The following is a 20,001-nucleotide window of genomic DNA, read 5'->3' as shown; positions in this document are numbered from 1 at the left end:
CCAAAATTGTCACTTTTTCCGGGACAAATAACCTATTTTTTTGATATAATAGTAGTTTGTAAGCGGTTTTAATAGTATGACATTATTACACCTTCTATAGGAGGTATATCCTATATGAAAAGCAAAAGCCGGATGTGACCATCCGGCTTTTGTCTCCTTACAAGTATCGATTTTATGCTTCCTCTGACTTAGCCACCAGGACGGTCCTCGGTTTACTTCCTTCATAAGGACCAACGACACCGCGGAGCTCCATTTCATCAATCAGCCTTGCCGCGCGTGAATATCCTATCCTGAATCTCCTTTGCAGCATGGATACAGAAGCAGTTTGCATTTCCACCACGAGGTCTACAGCATCACCGTACAATTCATCTTCAACCTCAGACGTGTTCTCAGGTATATCTTCTGGAATCATTTCCTCCTGATACTGTGCCTTTTGTTGGCCAATGACGTAGTTTACAACCTCTTCAACCTCTTCATCCGATAAGAAAGCTCCCTGCACCCTGACAGGCTTGGATGCACCAACCGGCAGGAACAGCATATCTCCTCTTCCCAGCAGCTTTTCGGCGCCGCCCATATCAAGAATCGTCCGTGAGTCTGTCATCGAAGAAACTGCAAATGCAATTCTTGATGGTATATTTGCTTTGATTACCCCTGTAATAACATCAACAGACGGCCTCTGCGTAGCAATGATCAGATGGATCCCCGCAGCACGGGCCATCTGTGCCAGTCTAGTGATTGAATCTTCAACATCAGAAGATGCGACCATCATTAAGTCCGCCAGCTCGTCCACAATTACGACAATGAATGGAAGCAGAGGCTGGTTCGCTTCTTCCTCGCTATTATACCTCTTTATATATTCATTGTAGCCTTCTATGTTTCTTGTTCCAGTGTGTGAGAAAAGCTCATAGCGCCTTTCCATCTCACTGACCACTTTTTTGAGTGCCTGGGATGCTTTCTTAGCATCAGTGACCACAGGGGCCAGCAGATGTGGAACTCCATTATAAACATTCAACTCTACCATTTTCGGATCAATCATCATCAGCTTGACTTCATGAGGCTTTGCCTTCATGAGAATACTGGTGATTATACCGTTAATACATACACTCTTGCCGCTTCCGGTAGCACCAGCAACAAGAAGGTGTGGCATTTTGTTTAGTTCAGCAAGCACTGCTTCACCAGTAATATCGCGTCCTAAACCAATTTGCAGTTTCGAGCCAGGTTTGTTGTGCTGCTTAGATTCAATAACTTCACGTAAAGAAACCATTGCCACCTCGGAATTAGGCACTTCTATTCCAATAGCTGACTTTCCGGGTATTGGTGCTTCAATCCTGATATCCTTCGCAGCCAAAGCCAGTGCCAGATCATCATTCAGGCTTACAATTCTGCTGACCTTGACACCGACATCTGGGTGTACTTCATATTTCGTAACAGCAGGCCCAAGATGCACCTGGGTAACCCTTGCCTTTACCCCAAAGCTGTGGAATGTTCGTTCAAGCTTGGCCGCATTGGCATGGATCATTTCGTATTCTCCACTCTGGTCGGTTTTATTAGGCAGCTTCAATATGTCTATCGGCGGCAGCTCATATGAAGTATTCTCTACCTCGGTAAAAGTAATGGACTGTGGCAATTCGTCAACGTCATTTTCTTTGTCATTTTCAGGTTTTGCCTTCTTCTCCGGCTGCTGCGGTTGTGCTTCAGCAGAGTTTGCATAGGCTCGCTCCGCAAAGCTGGAGATGATTGGCTCCGGAGCTGGCTCCTCAGTAAGGTCAATCGTTTTTTCAACAGACGCTTCCTGCGTATCTGCCTGTTTGCTCTCGGTCTTTGCCTGTTTCGCTTCGAGCTTCTTGGCTTCCTTTTTATGATGTTGATCTTCTTTCCATTGCTTTAAATCATCAATGAATGAACTCCATTGACCTTTAATAAAATTGCCAATCGGTGTAAGTATTTTCCCCGCAACTTCACTAAAGGTCTTTCCAGTAACGAGAATCGCTCCAATGATGATTAGAAGAAAAGCAATCAATTGAGACCCCGCTGCATCAAACAAATAGTAAAAGAGTGCAAACATCACAGCGCCGATCATCCCGCCTCCGAGGTCTGTCGTGCTTGTCTCTCCTTTTGCCTCCATGACAAATAAATCAAGAGTATTTTTAATGACACTTGGATCCTCGAACTTGCCTCCATTGGATAACAGTTCGAATAACGTAACGTGGCTTAATAACAAGATTGCACCAACAATCAGATATGTACCAAGCAATTTGGTATGGAATATAAATGGGAGACTGCGTTTCCACATAATAAAAATACTGAATACGACCAGCCCTACAAGACTGAGCATATACCATTCCCCGAAGAAAAAGCGGAAAAACATCACGACCGCCCTTCCTACAGCACCCAAATCCGCCATCGCTATGATGGCCAATGCAAGCAGTGCTAACCCGGCAAGTTCATATTGAACTGTTGTTTTTAATGTACTTTTCTTTCTCGATTGCCGTCTTTTCTTTTTGGCCATTTTATCACCTGAATATTTATAGCTTCACTATCAGCATAAACAACGAGTGCTGTTCTCAAACTTCAGTAAGAAGAAAAGCAGCCTTATTCGGCTGCTGATGCTTTAGTGTATCCATATTATATCATATTTGCCAGTTGAAACGGCACAATCGTTTATTAAATAGCTGGGCCTGGAGCAGTTTTCGGGGAAGCTTCTAGTTGTTTACATTTTTAACACTCGTATTACACGAGTGTCATTTTTACTTAATATCGAGAAATCGACTTATCTACGTTAGTGTAATTGTCGAACCCGGTAAACATGCAGGTTCCATATAATGATTTGGATCGGTACTCATTACCCTGACAACCCGATACTCGTGATTCTCTGTCAATTCAGCCATAATTGGAATTCCGTTATAACTCACCATAACCTGGTTTACGGCTCCTTCTTCTGGAGGAAACACCTGTTCATGCGGCATCATAGTATAAAGGATCATTGTACAATCACTTCAGACTGTGGTTTATTCATATCTATTAATTCATTTAACTTTTTCATCGCCTGTCCGATGCCGCCGACTTCATGGATCAGACCAGTCTCAACTGCATCATGGCCTACAACGTTCGTTCCGATGTCCCTTGTCAGGTTTCCTTTGGCAAACATCAACTCTTTGAATGTTTCTTCAGCGATATTGGAATGCTTCGTAACAAAGTTAACTACTCTTTCCTGCATTTTATCGAGATATTCAAAAGTTTGCGGAACTCCAATGACGAGTCCTGTCAACCTGATTGGATGAATTGTCATTGTGGCCGTCTCCGCAATGAACGAATAATCACATGAAACGGCAATTGGCACGCCAATGGAATGTCCGCCGCCCAGGACAATTGAAACTGTCGGCTTTGAGAGTGAAGCCAGCATCTCCGATATAGCCAATCCTGCTTCCACATCCCCTCCAACGGTATTCAAGATGACAAGCAACCCTTCAATATTCTGATTTTGTTCAATTGCAACAATTTGCGGTATCAAATGTTCATACTTTGTCGTTTTATTATGAGGTGGAAGCTGCATATGCCCTTCGATTTGACCGACAATCGTCAAACAATGAATTTTTGAATCCTGAGACAGCTGAGGTACATTCGTCTGACCTAGCTGTTGGATTTTTTCAAGAAGACCAGATGGTTTGTTCTCCTTATCCCCTTGCTGGCCTTCCTGGTTTTCTGAACTGAATTTATTCATATCCTAATGCTCCCTTCAGGCATGATAATTTTAGTATGAACATCATCATCAATTTCATTCCAGAGCGAAGGGGTCATAAAATTTTTAATACGCAAAAAGTAAAAAGCACTGGCATTAAGCCAGTGCTTCTCGTGATTATTTAACCTCCATTATGATTGGCATGATCATTGGGCGGCGTTTTGTTTTTTCATATAAGTATTGGCTCAGTGAATCACGTATGTCCTGTTTTAGACTGTTCCAATCAAATGACTCTTTAATTGTATTTTTCTCCACAATTTCTTTTACCAGGGTAGTTGAATCAACCATCAGCTTTTCGGATTCACGCACATAGACGAAACCGCGCGATATAATTTCCGGACCGGCAGCAATTTTTCTGTCGGCTTTATTCAGTGTGACGACTACAATTAAAACACCGTCCTGCGAGAGCAGCCTGCGGTCGCGGAGAACAATATTGCCTACATCTCCTACCCCAATTCCGTCAATCAATGTATTCCCTGCTTGTACCTTCTCTGTGGACTTTAGTTTTCCCCCAGAAATGTCAATCACGTCACCGCGGTCCGGGATGAAAATATTCTCTTCCGAAATTCCGCATGATTGTGCTAACTTTTTATGGGCCTTGAGCATTTTGTATTCACCGTGAACAGGAATGAAGAATTTCGGGTTCATCAAATTGATCATGAATTTTAGTTCTTCCTGGCTTCCATGGCTTGAAACCTGAACACTCTTTTTGCTTGATACTACATTTGCACCCGCTCGGTAAAGCATATCCATTGTTTTATAAATAAATACTTCACTACCCTTTAATGGAGAAGCTGCAAACAAAACTGTGTCCCCTGCGTGGATATTCACCTGGGGATGGACTTGTTTAGCCATTTTCTGCAAAGCTTCAATTGGCTCGCCTTGATTTCCTGTCGTTAAAATAACCACTTGACTATCTTTGTAGTTCTCTAAATCATTTACCGATATAATCATGTCCTCTTCTACCTGTATGTAGCCTAGTTGTAACGCTATATCAAAGACACGTTTCAGGCTTTTCCCTGCCACTGCTACTTTGCGGCCATTTGCAGCCGCACTGTCAAAGAGATGCTGAATTCTGTTTAGATCTGAGGCAAAGCAGGCAGCAATGATTCTGCCCTGTGCATTATAAAATACATTAGAAAGCTCAGCAACCACGGTTGATTCAGATGGAGTATATCCCGGCCTCTCAGCCTCTGTACTGTCAGAAAGCAGGCAGAGAACTCCTTTTTCACCAATCGCGGCCATCTTGCCGATTTCAGGCTTGTATAGTGGGCCTGCAGCCTGGTCGAATTTAAAATCCCCTGTATGTACGATTGCGCCTTCTGAAGTATTGATGCTGATGCCAACTGAATCAGGAATACTGTGATTGGTCTTGAAAAAGGAAACAGAAACACTATCGAAATTCAATACAGTATCTGCATTTATTTCATGAAAGTCAACTGCACCAGAGAATTCCTGTTCTTTCATCTTCTCCTTCGCAAGGGCAATTGTAAGCTTTGTTCCATAAACAGGGACATTGATTTTTCGCAAAACATAAGTTAACGCGCCAATGTGGTCTTCATGCCCATGCGTCAGAAGAATTGCCTTTACCCTTTCACTATTAGAAGTTAAATATGAAAAATCCGGAATAACAATATCGATCCCCAGCATCTCATCTTCAGGGAACATTAATCCCGCATCAACCACAAAAATATCACCGTCCACTTCGGTGACGTACATATTCTTACCGATTTCCCCCACTCCACCAAGTGCGATGATTTTAATATTTTCATTTTTCATCGTATTCAAGTCTACGCTCCTCCTATGTTGTCATATCTCCGACCGTGACCAATTAATAACATTATACTTGATGACAGAAAATCTTGACAACTTAATACCTTAGCTATTTATTGGCCTGGGAGGAGACGTCAATTGGTCAGGAGGGTGGCAAAATGTCTAAATAACTGAACTTAATAGACATTTGAGTCTGTGCACATTCAAAATGTCCTGAAAACTGGTTTTATTAGACATTTTGGATCTTGTGCACTTTCAAATTGTCCAGGAAACTGTATCATTAGACATGTTCAAGCATGAGCACATTTCTTAAGCGGAATAAGTAAGACATAATGGCATTCCGGAATTTCTGAAGGTCAAAATTTGTTTTTTTACATATAAAAGGCCAACCCTAAAAGGTTGGCCTTTAAATTTATTTGAATAGTTTTGCTACTGCGGATCTTTCCTGTTCAGTCAATGGCACCATTGGCAAACGTACAGATCCTACATCAAGCCCTTTTAGTTGTAATGCCGTTTTAACTGGTGCCGGGCTTGGAGCCGCGAAAAGTCCTTGCATGATTGGCAGCAGTCGCTGGTGCAGGTTTGCTGCATCAGCATTCCGTCCGCTGAAGAATGCATCGACCATAGCTTGCATTTCATTTCCAATTACATGTGAAGCTACAGATACAATTCCAGTACCGCCGATTGCAAGCACTGGCAGAGTCAATCCGTCATCTCCACTGTATAGAAGGAAATCGTCCGGTGTATTTGCGATGATTTGCGTCATGGCGTTCAAGTCACCGCTCGCTTCTTTTACAGCGACAATGTTCGGGATTTCAGCAAGCCTGATGACTGTTTCTGGCAGAATGTTGACTACTGACCTGCCCGGAATGTTATACACCATGACTGGCAGTGAGGTAGCTTCAGCAGCTGCCTTAAAATGCTGGTAAAGGCCCTCCTGGTTTGGCTTATTATAGTATGGTGCTACGATCATGATCGCGTCCACACCAATCTCTTCAGCTTTTCTAGTCAGTTCGATTGTAGCATAAGTGTTGTTGCTGCCCGTTCCGGCTATGACAGGAACCCTCTTGTCAACAACCTTCACGACGTGCTGGAATAATGCGATTTTCTCTTCTTTAGATAGAGTTGGGGATTCACCTGTTGTCCCTGCAACCACAAGGGAATCAGTCCCGTTATCGATCAAATGGTTTACTAGCTGGGTCGTTTTATTGAAATCAATGTGACCTTTGTGGTCAAATGGGGTCACCATTGCTGTGGATACTCTTCCGAATTGAACCATTCCTGTTCACTCCTCTTTTAAAAGGCTTCCAGCTTCAGAGACTGGAAGCAAAATCTTTTTAAATATCTTGACGCTCGAAATCTGCTGTTTCCTCTTCGAGTTGGAAGGCATCATGCAATGCATTTACTGCCTTTCCTAAATCCTCTTGTTTGACCAATACCCAAATGGTTGTATGGCTGTCGGCAGACTGAAGGATGCGGATGCCTTTTTCAGATAAAGCTGTAACGATCTTTGAGGTTACGCCTGGGACTCCTGCCATCCCTGCCCCGACAACGGAGACCTTTGCACAATGTCTCTCAATTTGCGGAGTGTGTCCCAACCCTTCCAATACTTTTACTGCCCGGTCCGTCATTTCGTCTAAAACCGTATAGACAACTCCATTTGGAGAAATATTGATAAAATCTACGCTGATGTTTTCATTGGCCATCGCCTTAAAAACTTCGGATTGGAGATTGTATTGGTCCTTTTTTGCAAAAACCTTTATTTGGCTTACATTTGAAACATGGGCAATTCCTGTTACTGGCCGTTCCTTGATGTCCGTTCCTTTGTTTTCACGGTTAAGAGTAGTAACCAGCGTGCCCAGGCCATCCGAGTAGGTAGACCTGATTCTGATCGGAACTTTTGCCTGCATGGCGATCTCAACGGCACGAGGGTGAATTACCTTTGCTCCCTGGTAAGCCATATTACAAACTTCTGTATATGTTACCACCGAAAGTGGCCGTGCGTTATCAGCAATTCTCGGATCAGCAGTCATGATTCCTTCGACATCGGTAAAGATGTCAATCCACTCCGCGTTTAACGCTGCGCCAAGTGCTGCAGCCGATGTGTCACTGCCGCCCCTGCCGATTGTTGTCACGTCCCCATTTTTTGCAGCACCCTGGAATCCAGCCACGACGACAACGTCGACCTGATCCAGTTCTCTCAGCAACCGGTCGCACTTCATATCCAGAATTCTTGCGTTCGTATGCTCGCTATTTGTCCTGAAACCCGCCTGGGCACCTGTAAGCGCAGTTGCATTAATGCCATTTTCAAGCAGCATATTGGTAAAAACGACACTGGAAATCGTTTCTCCGCACGATAGAAGCAGATCATGCTCCCTCTTGCTGATCTTGCTGTCACTTCCTCCCATCAGGCTGAGTAGAGTGTCAGTAGCATACGGATCTCCCTTCCTGCCCATCGCAGAAACGACTACCACCGCTTTATATCCATCCGCGATCGCCTTCTTAATATGACTCATCGCTTGGATGCGGCTTTGTTCGTCTCGGACAGATGTACCGCCAAATTTTTGAACGATTATTTTCATCGTAACACCTCAGAATTTCTGTCATTAAATCAATTATTTGTTTATTTTACTATTCTAAGCTTTACAAGACTTTCTGCAATCTGGACTGAGTTCCATGCAGCACCTTTTAACAAGTTGTCAGAAACTACCCACATATGGAAGCCCTTTTCGTTGTCAAGATCCTTCCTGATTCTGCCGACAAATACGTCATTTTTGCCAACGCAGAATGCTGGCATTGGATACAGCTGCTGATCAGGATCGTCCTGCAGGACAACTCCTGGTGCATCAGACAAAAGTTCTTTTACATCAGCTGCGGAAACACCGTCCTGGCCAATTTCAATATACACCGATTCTGAATGACCTGTGCCTACCGGCAGACGTACGCATGTTGCCGCAACCTGCAACTCAGGCATGTGCATGATTTTCTTAGTTTCATTGATCATTTTCATTTCTTCATACGTAAAACCGTTATCTACGAATGTATCGATCTGTGGAATGGCGTTGAATGCAATCTGGTAGTGCTTATCCGCTGACTTGACCGGAAGGATCTTTGGTTCATATTCTTCTCCGTTCAGGATTGCCTGAGTCTGCTCCTCCAGCTCCTCGACAGCAGCAGCACCTGCACCAGATACTGCCTGGTACGTGGATACGATAATCTTTTCCAGGCCGAACTTTTTCCGTAATGGCTCCAATGCTACGACCATCTGGATCGTAGAGCAGTTCGGGTTAGCGATGATTCCATTGTGTGAATGCAGATCCTCTTCATTTACTTCAGGAACGACAAGTGGCGTGTTCTCATCCATGCGGAATGCACTAGTGTTATCTACCACGATTGCTCCGCGTTTTACTGCTTCTGGTGCCAGTTCCTTAGAAACACTTCCTCCAGCGCTGAACAGAGCGATATCTACACCTTCAAAGCTTTCTGGCTTGGCTTCCTGTACTGTCAGCTCTTTGCCTTTATATTGAACCTTTGTACCAGCTGATCTTGATGATGACAGCAATAATAGCTCAGATACAGGGAAGTCCCTGCTTTCAAGCGTCTGGATCATCTGCTGTCCTACTGCTCCTGTTGCTCCAACTACTGCTACACGGTAACCTTTTCTCTCTGACATTGCTGTTTCCCCTTCCACTACCATTATCGTTTTAATACCCCGCATTTAAGCTGAGGTTGTTTGAACCATAAGTATAAAACGGCGGTTTATAAGAAATAACCGCCTAGTATATTATCCTATATTTTATCATAATCAATCACTAAGAAAAGAAACATTTTGCTTCACTGCCGGAGAAAAGCATTTCCAAATTAAATTACGGTGTATTCGTGTTGATGTTTATGGTAAAAAAGACTGTTCCATTATTAATTGTTGGTTTTCTGAATCCCTTGTTCCTAAATCTTATTATCTACCGGGCTCTTTTCTTAGTTGCCGTACATTTGAGTACATGCAAGCAAATTTTTTCAAAAAGAGCCTGGATTTTCTTCTTAGTTATCCTTGTACCGCTCGACTAATACAGGCTGTAACTGTTTTCCATTCATTGCTTCAACGATTGTTTCGGAAAGCATCTCCATTCTTGCAACCATTGAATTTGGCTTTTTCACAGGATCATCCTGGCCAAAAGGAATCATGTAAATATTCTTTGTCGCCATCAGCCTCATGAGGTTTACTCCGTTAAGCCCCAATGCATCGTTCGTGGAAATACCAAGGACAACTGGTTTTTGGTTCCTTAATGTTGCTTTCGCAGCCATCAAGACTGGCGAATCTGTCATTGCATTTGCAAACTTGCTCATGGAGTTACCCGTCAGCGGTGCAATAACCATGCAATCAAGGGGAATTTTCGGACCTAGAGGTTCTGCCTTTACAATCGAATCAATCACTTTATTACCTGTTAGCTCTTCAATCCGCTGTACCCAATCTTCACCTTTGCCAAAACGTGTTTCTGTATTTTTAACAGTGAATGTGACAACAGGTAAAACTTCAGCGCCTGCATTCACTAACTTTTCAATTTCCGGAAAAACAGCGTCGTACGTACAATGTGAGCCTGTTAATCCAAAACCAATCTTCTTACCTTTTAAACTCATCCTTCTTTCTCCTTTCGGTTTATAAAGTCTTCCATAAGCAGCTGAGAAAGAACATTCGCCAAAATTTGTCCCGCTGTTTTCGGGGCAACGATTCCTGGCAATCCAGGCGCAAGCAATGCTTTGATTCCACGTTTTTCCGCATAGCGAAAATCCGTTCCACCTGGTTTGGATGCAAGGTCGATGATCAAAGTATGAGCAGGCATCCTCGAAATGACGGAGGCAGTAACGATTTGATGAGGAATCGTATTGATGCAAATATCGGAATCTGAGACTGCCTTGCCTATATCGGATAAAAGGAACGGCTCTAATCCCATTTCAGTTATCCTTGCAATGTGTTCGCTTTTCCGTGCTCCTACCTTCACCTTTGCTCCAAGGGCATGGAAGGTTCTCGCGACACTCATCCCAACTCTTCCAAGTCCGAGAACCGCTACCCTTGAGCCATGGATGGTGAAATCCGTATGTTGGATTGCCATCATGATCGTTCCTTCGACCGTTGGGATCGAGTTATATATTGCAACATCATCCCGAGCGAATAACTGTACGAGTTTCCTGTTTGCTTGATTTGTAATCCCGTTTAAATATGAATTACTGATGCCTGAATAAACTGAGCAATGTTCAGGAGTCTTTTCAAGCATTTCTTTTATAAGAACTACTTTTTCATTCGAGAAAATGGTCTCGACCTGGCCCTCCATACTCGTGCCTGGAACAGGCAGGATCAAAGCATCCTGTATGGAAAAATCAACTTCATCTATCTTTTCTTTTGAGGCACCTGTAAAAGCATGGTCCAACTGCTCGAAGCCTATTAAAGAAAGCTTTGCATCAAGCTCTGTCAGCTTGCGAATAATCTCCAGCTGTCTCGCATCACCGCCGATAACCGCGATTTGCATTCCTGTCAGCATGAGAACAATCACCTTCTTTTCCATTAATCCTGGAATATATTTCATTCAATATGAACTACTTCAACATCATATGTATCAGACTTGGAATAGGTGAGTTTTCCATAAAAGAAAAGCGCCGGCCATTGGCCAGCGCTGAAAATTGAATATAAGCTAAGGATTATTCTGTTGTTTTCAAATCAATAATACCTGAATACAAAGGCAAAAAAATAAAGCCGGCTTTGGGCCCGCTTTTACTCTTCGTCATCAGGGATGTCAATGATAATCATGTCTGAACCTATTTTTTTGATATGCTTCCACGGAACTCTTACTTCTCCTGATTGTTTGCGGAGTCCAAACCATTTTAAAGAAGGGATGATCAAGGCCTCTATTTGGCCTGTCCTCTCATTGATTTCCAAATCTGTCTGCCCAAGTACGCCCAATCTTTCTGCCCTCTTAACATCGACGATTTCTTTTCCACCAAGTTCACTTAATTTCATGATGCCCTCCCCCTGTCACTTTGTCCTTATTCTATATGTATCAATCCGGGAAGTTTTTTAGAATACATATCCGTGAAAAAAGGGGTATTGTTTACAAGAATTTGCTGTTATCTTGACAGCTTATCAGGCGTAGAGGCCAAGAATGTCATGATTCCTTCGTTTTCTTGACAGCTTTTCAGGAGAAGACCCCAGACCTGTCACGATTCCTTCGTTTTCTTGACAGCTTTTCAGTATCAGACCCCAAACCTGTCACGATTCCCTCGTTTTCTTGACAGCTTTTCAGGAGAAGATCATAAAGCTGTCAAGAATCAGCCTGTTATTCTACTTTCCGCGGTGCCTATTATGGAGTGGTTTAAAAACAGCAGCTTCACCTGGAAGCTGCTGTCGGTGAGACGTTTCTATAGGTTTGGCAGTTGGCCATTTGGACTGATCAACGAAACCGAGTATTTGTCTGTGAAGATCTTATTGGCCATGCCGTCGACGCTGTCCTTGGTCACCTGGTCGATCTGTTCGACGATTTCATCAAGGGAACGGTGTCTTCCTAGCAGAAGTTCATTTTTTCCGTTTCTGCTCATACGGCTGTTTGTGCTCTCAAGGCTTAGCATCAGGCTGCCTTTAAGCTGCTCTTTGCTGTTGTTGAGTTCTTTCTCCGTAATTCCCTCTGCGCGCAGCTTTGTGAGTGTGTCCTGGATTGTTTCATATAAAACGCCCAGCTGATTTGCACCGGTCCCGCCATAAATAGTGACCATTCCGCTATCACGGTAAGCTGAGTGATAGGAAAATACTGAATAAGCAAGGCCGCGTTGTTCACGTACCTCCTGGAACAATCTGCTGCTCATGCTGCCACCCAGTACATTGTTCAAGACAATCAGGCTATAAACGTCTGAATGGCCGATTTGCAAACCCTCAAACCCAAGGCACAGATGTGCTTGTTCAGTTTCTTTTTTCCGGGAAGCCTGTGTTGCGTGGAACGCTGGTTTCTCATACTCCATCTTCTCTTTGCTCGCTTCATATGAGCCAAAGAATTTCTCAGCATTATTAATGAAAGATTCCGGAACGTTCCCAGCAATGGAAATGACCACGTTTTCCGGTCTGTAAGTATCATGCATATACTGCTCCAATTTTTCTCCTGTAAAACTTTGGAGCGTTTCTTCCGTACCAAGGATTGGATACCCCAGTGGATGGTCACCATATACAGCCTGACTAAGCAAATCATGCACGATATCATCAGGTGTATCTTCATACATCTTGATTTCTTCATTTACAACGTTCTTCTCTTTATTAAGCTCCTCTGGATCAAAGGTAGAATTAAAGAACATATCCGCTAAAACTTCAAGTGCATATTGTGCGTGATTATCTAACACCTTAGCGTAATAGCAGGTATATTCCTTGGAAGTGAATGCATTCACCTGGCCGCCAATGCTGTCAAAGGACTCTGCGATTTCTCTGGCAGACCTTGTTTTGGTGCCTTTGAAAAACATATGCTCAAGGAAATGGGAAATCCCATTATTCTCTGGGTTTTCATTACGGGAGCCCGTTCCGATCCATACTCCGATTGCGACAGAACGGACAGTCGGAATTTGTTCTAGTACGATTCTTACACCGTTTTGGCATGTATATTTCTTTATCATTATATTCCTCCTCTGGAACCTGCTGCTAAAACTTCTGCATTTACTTAGTATAGTCCATTTAACTTACTTTTTCCAAATACAATGCTATTCTTTCATTTTTTTTGCCGATACTATCCGATTTTCACTCAACATACTTGATACCGTTCCAATTTGTAGATCTTTATCTTTTATTTGTGTGATCAATTGGTCGAGTGAGGCAGCCGTCGACTCTGTTGGATGCATTAAAATCATTGCGCCATTATGAACCTTCCCAATCACCCTGTTAATCAGTTTTTCTGGCGATGGCTTTTGCCAGTCGATTGTATCAACGCTCCACATGACAGTCCCTAAATTATGGGCTGCAGCAATTTCAACTACTTCATCCTTGTAGTATCCGCTAGGGGGAGCAAACCATTTAGTTTTTACTCCGGTTACTGCCTCAATGACTTCATTTGTCCTTCTAATCTCTTCATTGATTTTTGGAGCAGAAAGTTGTTTCATGTTTGGATGTGTAAATGAGTGGTTGCCTATTTCATGCCCCGCATCGGCAATCATTTTCGCCATACCTGGATTATTCTTTACCCATCTGCCTTCAAGAAAAAAACTTGCGGTCACATTATGCTTCTTCAATGTTGCCAGCATTCCTGACAAGTATTCATTTCCCCATGCTACATTGATAATAAAGCTTACCATCGGCTTTTCAGGATGTCCTTTATAGATTGCCATTGGCGGCAAGTCACTTAGATGGACTTGAGGTGGCACCTGCTTGAAGACTAGCTTTTCAGGATTGAATTTTCCTTCCTGCTCCATCTTGCTATATGATTTTTTGACATCTACTTTAAGACCGTTGTAACCAGGGATTACCTTCCAGACCGGATCCTTCCTCGCATCCGATGGTTCAATTTCATATTCTTTTGCTTTCATTGCGATCTCTGACATTAATGAATTCTCATTTCCCGTCACCGCAATTGTCCCTGCTTTTAGGCCTGTTACATATGTATTAGAGAATGGATTGTTCACCATGGTCCAGCCCGCAATCAACATGACAGAAATTAATATGAACTTTCTCATTTAATGTGCCTCCTCTTCTGTTAAGGCTCCTCATAAAATTGCTTCGAATTTCAGATAAGCGTAAAGGGCCTTATTTTACTTTATGAACCAGAAGGACAAGGTAGAACGAAAGACGATTACAGGCCATAAAAGAATAGAGATGGGGACTACTGGCTTGCGTGGAACATGCTGCGGATGAGATTGGGTTGTAAAAATGATTTGTGAGAAAATAACAAAAAGACCGGGATTGCTCCCGGCCTTATAATGATTTATAAGAAAGAATTAACTCGTTGTACTGAGATTAATGTCCAGCTGCCGCGCCTAGCCCCTCGAGACACTTGTCGGGGCCGCCCAAGACGCTTCAGCATTTCTTTATTATGATTGTTTTTCAGCTTTTTCACGCTGTTCTTTTAACACTGCCTTGCGTGAAAGATTGACTCTTCCTTGCTTGTCGATTTCAGTGACCTTAACCAGAAGTTCATCTCCAAGCTTAAGGACATCTTCAACTTTTCCTACCCGCTCTTCAGCAAGCTCGGAAATGTGTACCAAACCGTCTTTTCCAGGGAAGATTTCTACGAACGCACCAAACTTTTCAATGCGGCGGACTTTACCAAGATACATCTCTCCAACTTCGACTTCACGGACGATGTCTTCAATGATTTTCTTGGCTCTTTGGATCATTTCTTCGTCTACTGATCCAATAAACACCGTACCATCTTGTTCGATATCGATCTTTACGCCAGTTTCTTCAATGATTTTATTGATTTGTTTTCCGCTTGGTCCAATGACGTCGCGGATTTTATCCGGCTTGATCCACATCGTAATGATTTTCGGAGCATATTGTGAAAGCTGTTCACGTGGTTCTTTGATAGTAGCAAGCATGGATTCAAGAATATGCATACGACCTTTTTTCGCCTGTTGTAAAGCTTCATCAAGAATCTCACGGGACAACCCTTCAATTTTGATATCCATCTGCAGAGCTGTTACACCTTTTGCAGTTCCGGCTACTTTGAAGTCCATGTCACCAAGGTGGTCTTCCATACCCTGGATATCAGAGAGAATCGAGTAGTGTTCTCCTGATTTGATTAGACCCATAGCAATACCAGCTACCGGTGCTTTAATTGGCACACCAGCATCCATCAAAGCTAGTGTACTTGCACAAATACTCGCCTGTGAAGTAGAACCATTTGATTCAAGAACCTCGGAAACAAGGCGGACTGTATATGGGAAGTCTTTTTCATTAGGGATAACAGGTTCAAGTGCACGTTCACCAAGCGCACCGTGCCCAATTTCACGTCGGCCTGGTCCGCGAATCGGTCCAGTTTCACCTACAGAGAATAATGGGAAGTTATAATGGTGCATAAAGCGTTTTTCTTCTTCGATTCCAAGTCCATCAAGGATTTGGACATCTCCCATAGCTCCAAGTGTACAGATGCTTAGCGCCTGTGTTTGTCCCCTTGTGAACAAGCCCGAACCATGAGTTCGCGGAAGCAAGCCTACTTCTGAAGAAAGCGGGCGGATTTCGTCGACTCCACGGCCGTCTGGACGTACTTTTTCTTCCGTGATCAAGCGGCGCACTTCACCTTTGACGATTTTATCAAGGATCTGTTTCACCATTTTAAGCTGGTCTGCATCCGCTTCCTGCTCTTCATAGCGAGCAACTACAGCATTTTTCACTTCTTTGATAGCGTCTTCGCGCGCATGTTTTTCTTGTACCTGGATGGCAGCAAGCATGTCTTGTTCACAAATCCCACGAACTTCCGCTTCTAGTTCTTTGTCAATTTCAAAAAGAGTGATTTCACGTTTCTCTTTACCAACTTGTGCAACGATTTCCTGTTGGAAAGCAATCAAACGCTTGATTTCGTCATGTCCGAACATGATCGCTTCAAGCATTACTTCTTCAGGAACTTCATCAGCGCCGGCTTCAACCATGTTAATCGCATCCATTGTACCTGCAACAACAAGATGCATATCGCTCTTTTCCGTCTCTTCAACAGATGGATTGATAATGAACTTTCCATCAATTCTTCCTACTGTCACACCAGCAATCGGTCCTTCAAATGGAATATCAGAAACACATAGTGCCAATGATGAACCAAACATTGCAGCCATTTCAGAGGAGCAATTTTGATCCACACTCATGACGATGCTGATTACCTGGACATCATTACGGAAGCCATCTGCGAATAAAGGACGGATCGGACGGTCGATCAAACGGCTCGCAAGAATAGCCTTTTCGCTTGGACGCCCTTCACGCTTAATAAAGCCGCCAGGAATTTTTCCGACAGCATATAGTCTTTCTTCATAATTGACAGTCAATGGGAAGAAGTCTAAATTCTTCGGTTCTTTTGACGCAGTCGCTGTACTTAATACAGCGGTATCTCCGTAACGGACAAGGACTGCACCATTTGCCTGCTTTGCAAGCTGTCCAATTTCAACAGTAAGCTTGCGTCCTGCCCAGTCAAAGGAAAAAATTTGTTTTTCTTGTTCCATGCTTTTTTAGCCCCTCTCTAACACTAAATACACCCTGGCTTTGCCCGGGAATTTATAAACTTTATAAGTATTAACTTTTTACACTTAGATTAGTGTCCAGCTCCAGCGCCTATCCCCTCGAGTCGCTTCGACCCGCCCAATGAAGTCAAAGAACGACTTCACTGGTCGGCCCTCCAGCGCTTGTCGGGGCTGACCAAGGCGCTTCCGCTTTTCTTATAAACAGCAAACGCATGTCTTATAACAAATATACCTTTATAATGAATGATAAAACCATGAACCAGCCAATCCAGTCTGTTTTACTAAGCTAGTCCAACAGAGCAAGTAATGACTGACAGTTAAAGTCTTTTATGTTATATTATGCTCCAAAAAGGAGCGCTTAATATCAATCAATTGTTATGTAGGTTACAAAAAAATTGCCTAATAAAAAAGCGGGATAAATCCCGCTTTTACAGACTATCTACGTAGACCAAGCTTGTTGATTAACTCGCGGTAACGAGCAACATCCTTGTTACGAAGGTAAGTCAAAAGATTACGACGCTTACCTACCATTTTCAAAAGACCGCGACGTGAGTGGTGGTCCTTCTTGTGAACGCGCAAGTGGTCGTTCAATGTGTTGATTTCTGCAGTAAGGACAGCGATTTGAACTTCTGGAGATCCAGTATCACTCTCGTGAGTCTTGAATTCGTTGATAAGTTCGTTTTTACGTTCTTTTGTGATTGCCATCCGTTTCACCTCCAATTAGTAATCCCCTGTTACCGAGCAAGCGTCGGTGACTCGACTTGCCAAGCAAAGGTTCTTTTTTGATACGTTAATAAGAATACATCTTTTTACGACAAAAAGCAAGTCTAACCCTTGTTTTTTTCAAAGTACAGCATTGCTTCTTGCTTATCTTTTTCGATTTGGGCAACAAGCTGCTGTATTCCCTCGAATTTCCGCTCACTTCTAAGACGGAGGTGCCACTCTATCACTGCTGACTCCCCGTAGATCTCTTTATTAAATTTGAAGATGTGGACTTCCACTGAAGGTTTGTCCTTTTTCTCCTTGTGGAAGGTGGGTTTGTAACCGACATTGCAGACACCTTCATGCCATGCTCCTTCAACCTGAATCTTGACCGCGTAAACTCCTGTAGGAGGAAGAATGTACTGTTCTTCTATCTGAACATTCGCCGTCGGAAAACCAATTGTGCGCCCGCGGCGTTCTCCATTTATAACCGTTCCCTCAGTGGTGTAAAATCTCCCTAGCAATGCTGGCATCTCCTCCACCTTTCCGTCCCTTAAAAAGGTACGGATCAAAGTAGAGCTAACCTTTTCTTCTTCTTGAGTGGACAACTTTGATACTACTGTAAAATCGAACTTACCTCTTGAATGGAACTGGATTGTCTCCATATTCCCTTTCCCCATTTTGCCGTAAGAATAGTCGAATCCTGCAACGACATGGTGTACATTCAACCCGATGATATATTGATCGACAAACTCCTGGGGTAAAAGACTTGAGAATTCGATAGAAAAATTGACAACAAATAAGTAATCCACACCCAGATTCTCGATTATTCGAGTTTTATCATCCAAGGGTGTTATATATTCCATGTGTTGGACGCTTTTGCCTAGAACTACAGAAGGATGAGGATCAAAGGTCATGACCGCACTCTTCAGGCCTTTGGCTTCAGCCTCTTTTTTCGCTTCTTTGATGACCTGCTGATGGCCTAAATGCACTCCGTCAAAATAACCTAGTGCCATGGCCATCGGTGGAAAGTCTTCTCTTCTATATTCATGAGGATGGTTTAGCTTAATCAATTTCACGATATTACTCACCTTTTCTGACCCAGCTGCTCATTTATCAAGACAATTGAAATAATTGCTTATTTATAAGAAAAAGCAAAAAGATAGACTACTGCTCATTTCTTAGTACTTTATCAGGCTTCATCATCCCAAGTTTGGTTGGGTGTGCCCTGTAGATCGCGAGCGCTTTTTCGTCTTCTGTTTCTACTACGATAGGACCGTCAATCCCCTTAAAATCCTCCGGGATAGTAAGAAGTGCTCCATTTTTCACTTTCTCTGCTACTTTATCATTAATGCGATATTTCGGCAAATAAGAAATACCAGCTTCCAATGGGTGCAGAGCAGTTTCTAGCTCGCTTTTTTCGGCCAATTCTTCAAGCTGTTCAAAAGTATAGCAGTCCTCAATAGTGAAGTCAGCGGATTGAGTTCTCACAAGGGAAGACATGTGTGCAGGATAACCTAATTTTTCACCAATCGTCACTGCCAATGTCCGAATGTACGTACCCTTGCTGCATGATACACGGAATTTAAAGCTAACCTGCTGACCTTCAAACGAATCCCTGTCATCAAGAAGCTCTATGCCATAAATAGTGACCTTCCTGGTTGGCCTTTCGACTTCTATTCCTTGCCTCGCGTATTCGTATAATTTTTTTCCGTTTACTTTTACAGCTGAATACATTGGTGGTGTCTGTTCAATTTCACCCTCCAGCGACTGGAGGACCCGTACGATCTCGTCTCTTGTTATTACCCTGTCAATTTGTTTTTCCTCGACCTTCTCACCTGAAGCATCTTCTGTAGTGGTCGTGAATCCAAGGGTGACTTCACCCTCATATGCCTTTCCTGCATCTGTAATGTATTCGGCAATTTTTGTCGCCTTGCCTACACAAATTGGCAAGACTCCAGTCACATCAGGATCAAGTGTGCCTGTATGCCCGACCTTCTTCGTTCTTAACAGTTTCCTGAGTTTAAACACACAATCATGCGAAGTCATACCCGCTGGTTTAAATAGAGGCAGAATCCCTTCCATTTTCTTTTTCCTCGATTCTTTTATGTATTATTCGTTTTTAGACGCTTATCGAAAAAAATGGATAGACAAAAGTGTCTATCCATTTTTCATATCAGGATCAACGGATCAGACAAGTTGTCAATCCGTTTAATCATTGTCCTTTTCTTGCTCTTCTTCTCCAGGCTGCTCATCTCTTTGCAGCTCATGGATCAGTGAATTGATACGATTACCATAAGCCATCGTTTCATCAAATTCAAAGATCAGTTCAGGAGTCTTTCTCAGACGGATTCGCTGGCCAATTTCGGTCCTGATGAAACCCTTGGCCTTCGCTAACCCTTTAAGAGTATCTTCCCTCTGCTGTTCATCACCTAAAACAGAGATATACACCTTTGCCTGCTGAAGGTCCCCTGTAACCTGGACATCCGTTACTGTTACGAAACCTACTCGCGGATCCTTGATTTTACGGCTGATGATATCGCCCAATTCTTTTTTCATTTGTTCGCCAACACGATTTACTCTATGACCCATTTTCAATCACCTCG

General features: G+C 43.1%; 17 protein-coding genes. All 17 read right to left on the bottom strand.

What is annotated here, in order from left to right:
- Positions 1 to 172 precede the first annotated feature (172 nt).
- Positions 173 to 2,509 carry a DNA translocase FtsK gene (locus CD004_RS07835; RefSeq protein WP_102262241.1) on the bottom strand — a complete coding sequence of 779 codons (2,337 nt, stop codon included), beginning with the start codon at positions 2,507 to 2,509 and terminating at the stop codon, positions 173 to 175.
- 265 nt (positions 2,510 to 2,774) lie between these two features.
- Complete coding sequence (locus tag CD004_RS07830) at positions 2,775 to 2,984, bottom strand: YlzJ-like family protein (protein WP_102262240.1); 210 nt, start codon at positions 2,982 to 2,984, stop codon at positions 2,775 to 2,777.
- A complete protein-coding gene (locus CD004_RS07825) occupies positions 2,981 to 3,721 on the bottom strand; it encodes a ClpP family protease (protein WP_102262239.1) in 741 nt (246 codons plus the stop codon). Before CD004_RS07825 ends, CD004_RS07830 begins: the two co-directional genes overlap by 4 nt.
- Positions 3,722 to 3,856: 135 nt before the next feature.
- On the bottom strand, positions 3,857 to 5,518 hold the full coding sequence (locus CD004_RS07820) for a ribonuclease J (protein WP_218973343.1): 1,662 nt from the start codon (positions 5,516 to 5,518) through the stop codon (positions 3,857 to 3,859).
- Positions 5,519 to 5,924: 406 nt separating this feature from the next.
- Positions 5,925 to 6,791, bottom strand: a complete 867-nt coding sequence (dapA, locus tag CD004_RS07815) for a 4-hydroxy-tetrahydrodipicolinate synthase (RefSeq protein WP_102262237.1) — start codon at positions 6,789 to 6,791, stop codon at positions 5,925 to 5,927.
- 58 nt (positions 6,792 to 6,849) lie between these two features.
- Entirely contained in the window at positions 6,850 to 8,094 is a 1,245-nt protein-coding gene (gene dapG, locus CD004_RS07810) for an aspartate kinase (RefSeq protein WP_102262236.1), read from the bottom strand.
- A gap of 41 nt (positions 8,095 to 8,135) precedes the next feature.
- Positions 8,136 to 9,185 carry an aspartate-semialdehyde dehydrogenase gene (gene asd, locus CD004_RS07805; RefSeq protein WP_102262235.1) on the bottom strand — a complete coding sequence of 350 codons (1,050 nt, stop codon included), beginning with the start codon at positions 9,183 to 9,185 and terminating at the stop codon, positions 8,136 to 8,138.
- Positions 9,186 to 9,550: 365 nt separating this feature from the next.
- Positions 9,551 to 10,147, bottom strand: coding sequence for a dipicolinate synthase subunit B (locus CD004_RS07800; protein ID WP_102262234.1), 597 nt, complete (start codon positions 10,145 to 10,147; stop codon positions 9,551 to 9,553).
- The gene (dpaA, locus tag CD004_RS07795) at positions 10,144 to 11,046 is read right to left on the bottom strand and encodes a dipicolinic acid synthetase subunit A (protein WP_102265030.1); all 903 of its coding nucleotides are present in this window, start codon (positions 11,044 to 11,046) and stop codon (positions 10,144 to 10,146) included. The genes CD004_RS07800 and dpaA overlap by 4 nt, the downstream gene beginning before the upstream one ends.
- A gap of 230 nt (positions 11,047 to 11,276) precedes the next feature.
- On the bottom strand, positions 11,277 to 11,522 hold the full coding sequence (locus tag CD004_RS07790; protein ID WP_023614840.1) for a YlmC/YmxH family sporulation protein: 246 nt from the start codon (positions 11,520 to 11,522) through the stop codon (positions 11,277 to 11,279).
- A 398-nt stretch (positions 11,523 to 11,920) separates the two neighbouring features.
- Positions 11,921 to 13,153: a M16 family metallopeptidase gene (locus CD004_RS07785; RefSeq protein WP_102262233.1), complete on the bottom strand. Its 1,233-nt coding sequence runs from the start codon at positions 13,151 to 13,153 to the stop codon at positions 11,921 to 11,923.
- 84 nt (positions 13,154 to 13,237) lie between these two features.
- Complete coding sequence (locus CD004_RS07780) at positions 13,238 to 14,203, bottom strand: polysaccharide deacetylase family protein (RefSeq protein ID WP_102262232.1); 966 nt, start codon at positions 14,201 to 14,203, stop codon at positions 13,238 to 13,240.
- A 354-nt stretch (positions 14,204 to 14,557) separates the two neighbouring features.
- On the bottom strand, positions 14,558 to 16,675 hold the full coding sequence (gene pnp / locus CD004_RS07775; protein WP_102262231.1) for a polyribonucleotide nucleotidyltransferase: 2,118 nt from the start codon (positions 16,673 to 16,675) through the stop codon (positions 14,558 to 14,560).
- Positions 16,676 to 17,128: 453 nt separating this feature from the next.
- A complete protein-coding gene (gene rpsO, locus CD004_RS07770) occupies positions 17,129 to 17,398 on the bottom strand; it encodes a 30S ribosomal protein S15 (protein ID WP_023614845.1) in 270 nt (89 codons plus the stop codon).
- A gap of 122 nt (positions 17,399 to 17,520) precedes the next feature.
- Positions 17,521 to 18,474, bottom strand: coding sequence for a bifunctional riboflavin kinase/FAD synthetase (ribF, locus tag CD004_RS07765; RefSeq protein WP_102262230.1), 954 nt, complete (start codon positions 18,472 to 18,474; stop codon positions 17,521 to 17,523).
- 88 nt (positions 18,475 to 18,562) lie between these two features.
- On the bottom strand, positions 18,563 to 19,480 hold the full coding sequence (truB, locus tag CD004_RS07760) for a tRNA pseudouridine(55) synthase TruB (protein WP_102262229.1): 918 nt from the start codon (positions 19,478 to 19,480) through the stop codon (positions 18,563 to 18,565).
- A gap of 126 nt (positions 19,481 to 19,606) precedes the next feature.
- Positions 19,607 to 19,987 carry a 30S ribosome-binding factor RbfA gene (gene rbfA, locus CD004_RS07755; RefSeq protein ID WP_102262228.1) on the bottom strand — a complete coding sequence of 127 codons (381 nt, stop codon included), beginning with the start codon at positions 19,985 to 19,987 and terminating at the stop codon, positions 19,607 to 19,609.
- Positions 19,988 to 20,001 lie beyond the last annotated feature (14 nt).

This window comes from Mesobacillus jeotgali (assembly GCF_002874535.1).
Lineage (GTDB): Bacteria > Bacillota > Bacilli > Bacillales > Cytobacillaceae > Mesobacillus > Mesobacillus jeotgali.
The sequence above is the reverse complement of the archived record's forward strand: the minus strand, read 5'-3'. Positions and strand labels throughout refer to the sequence as shown.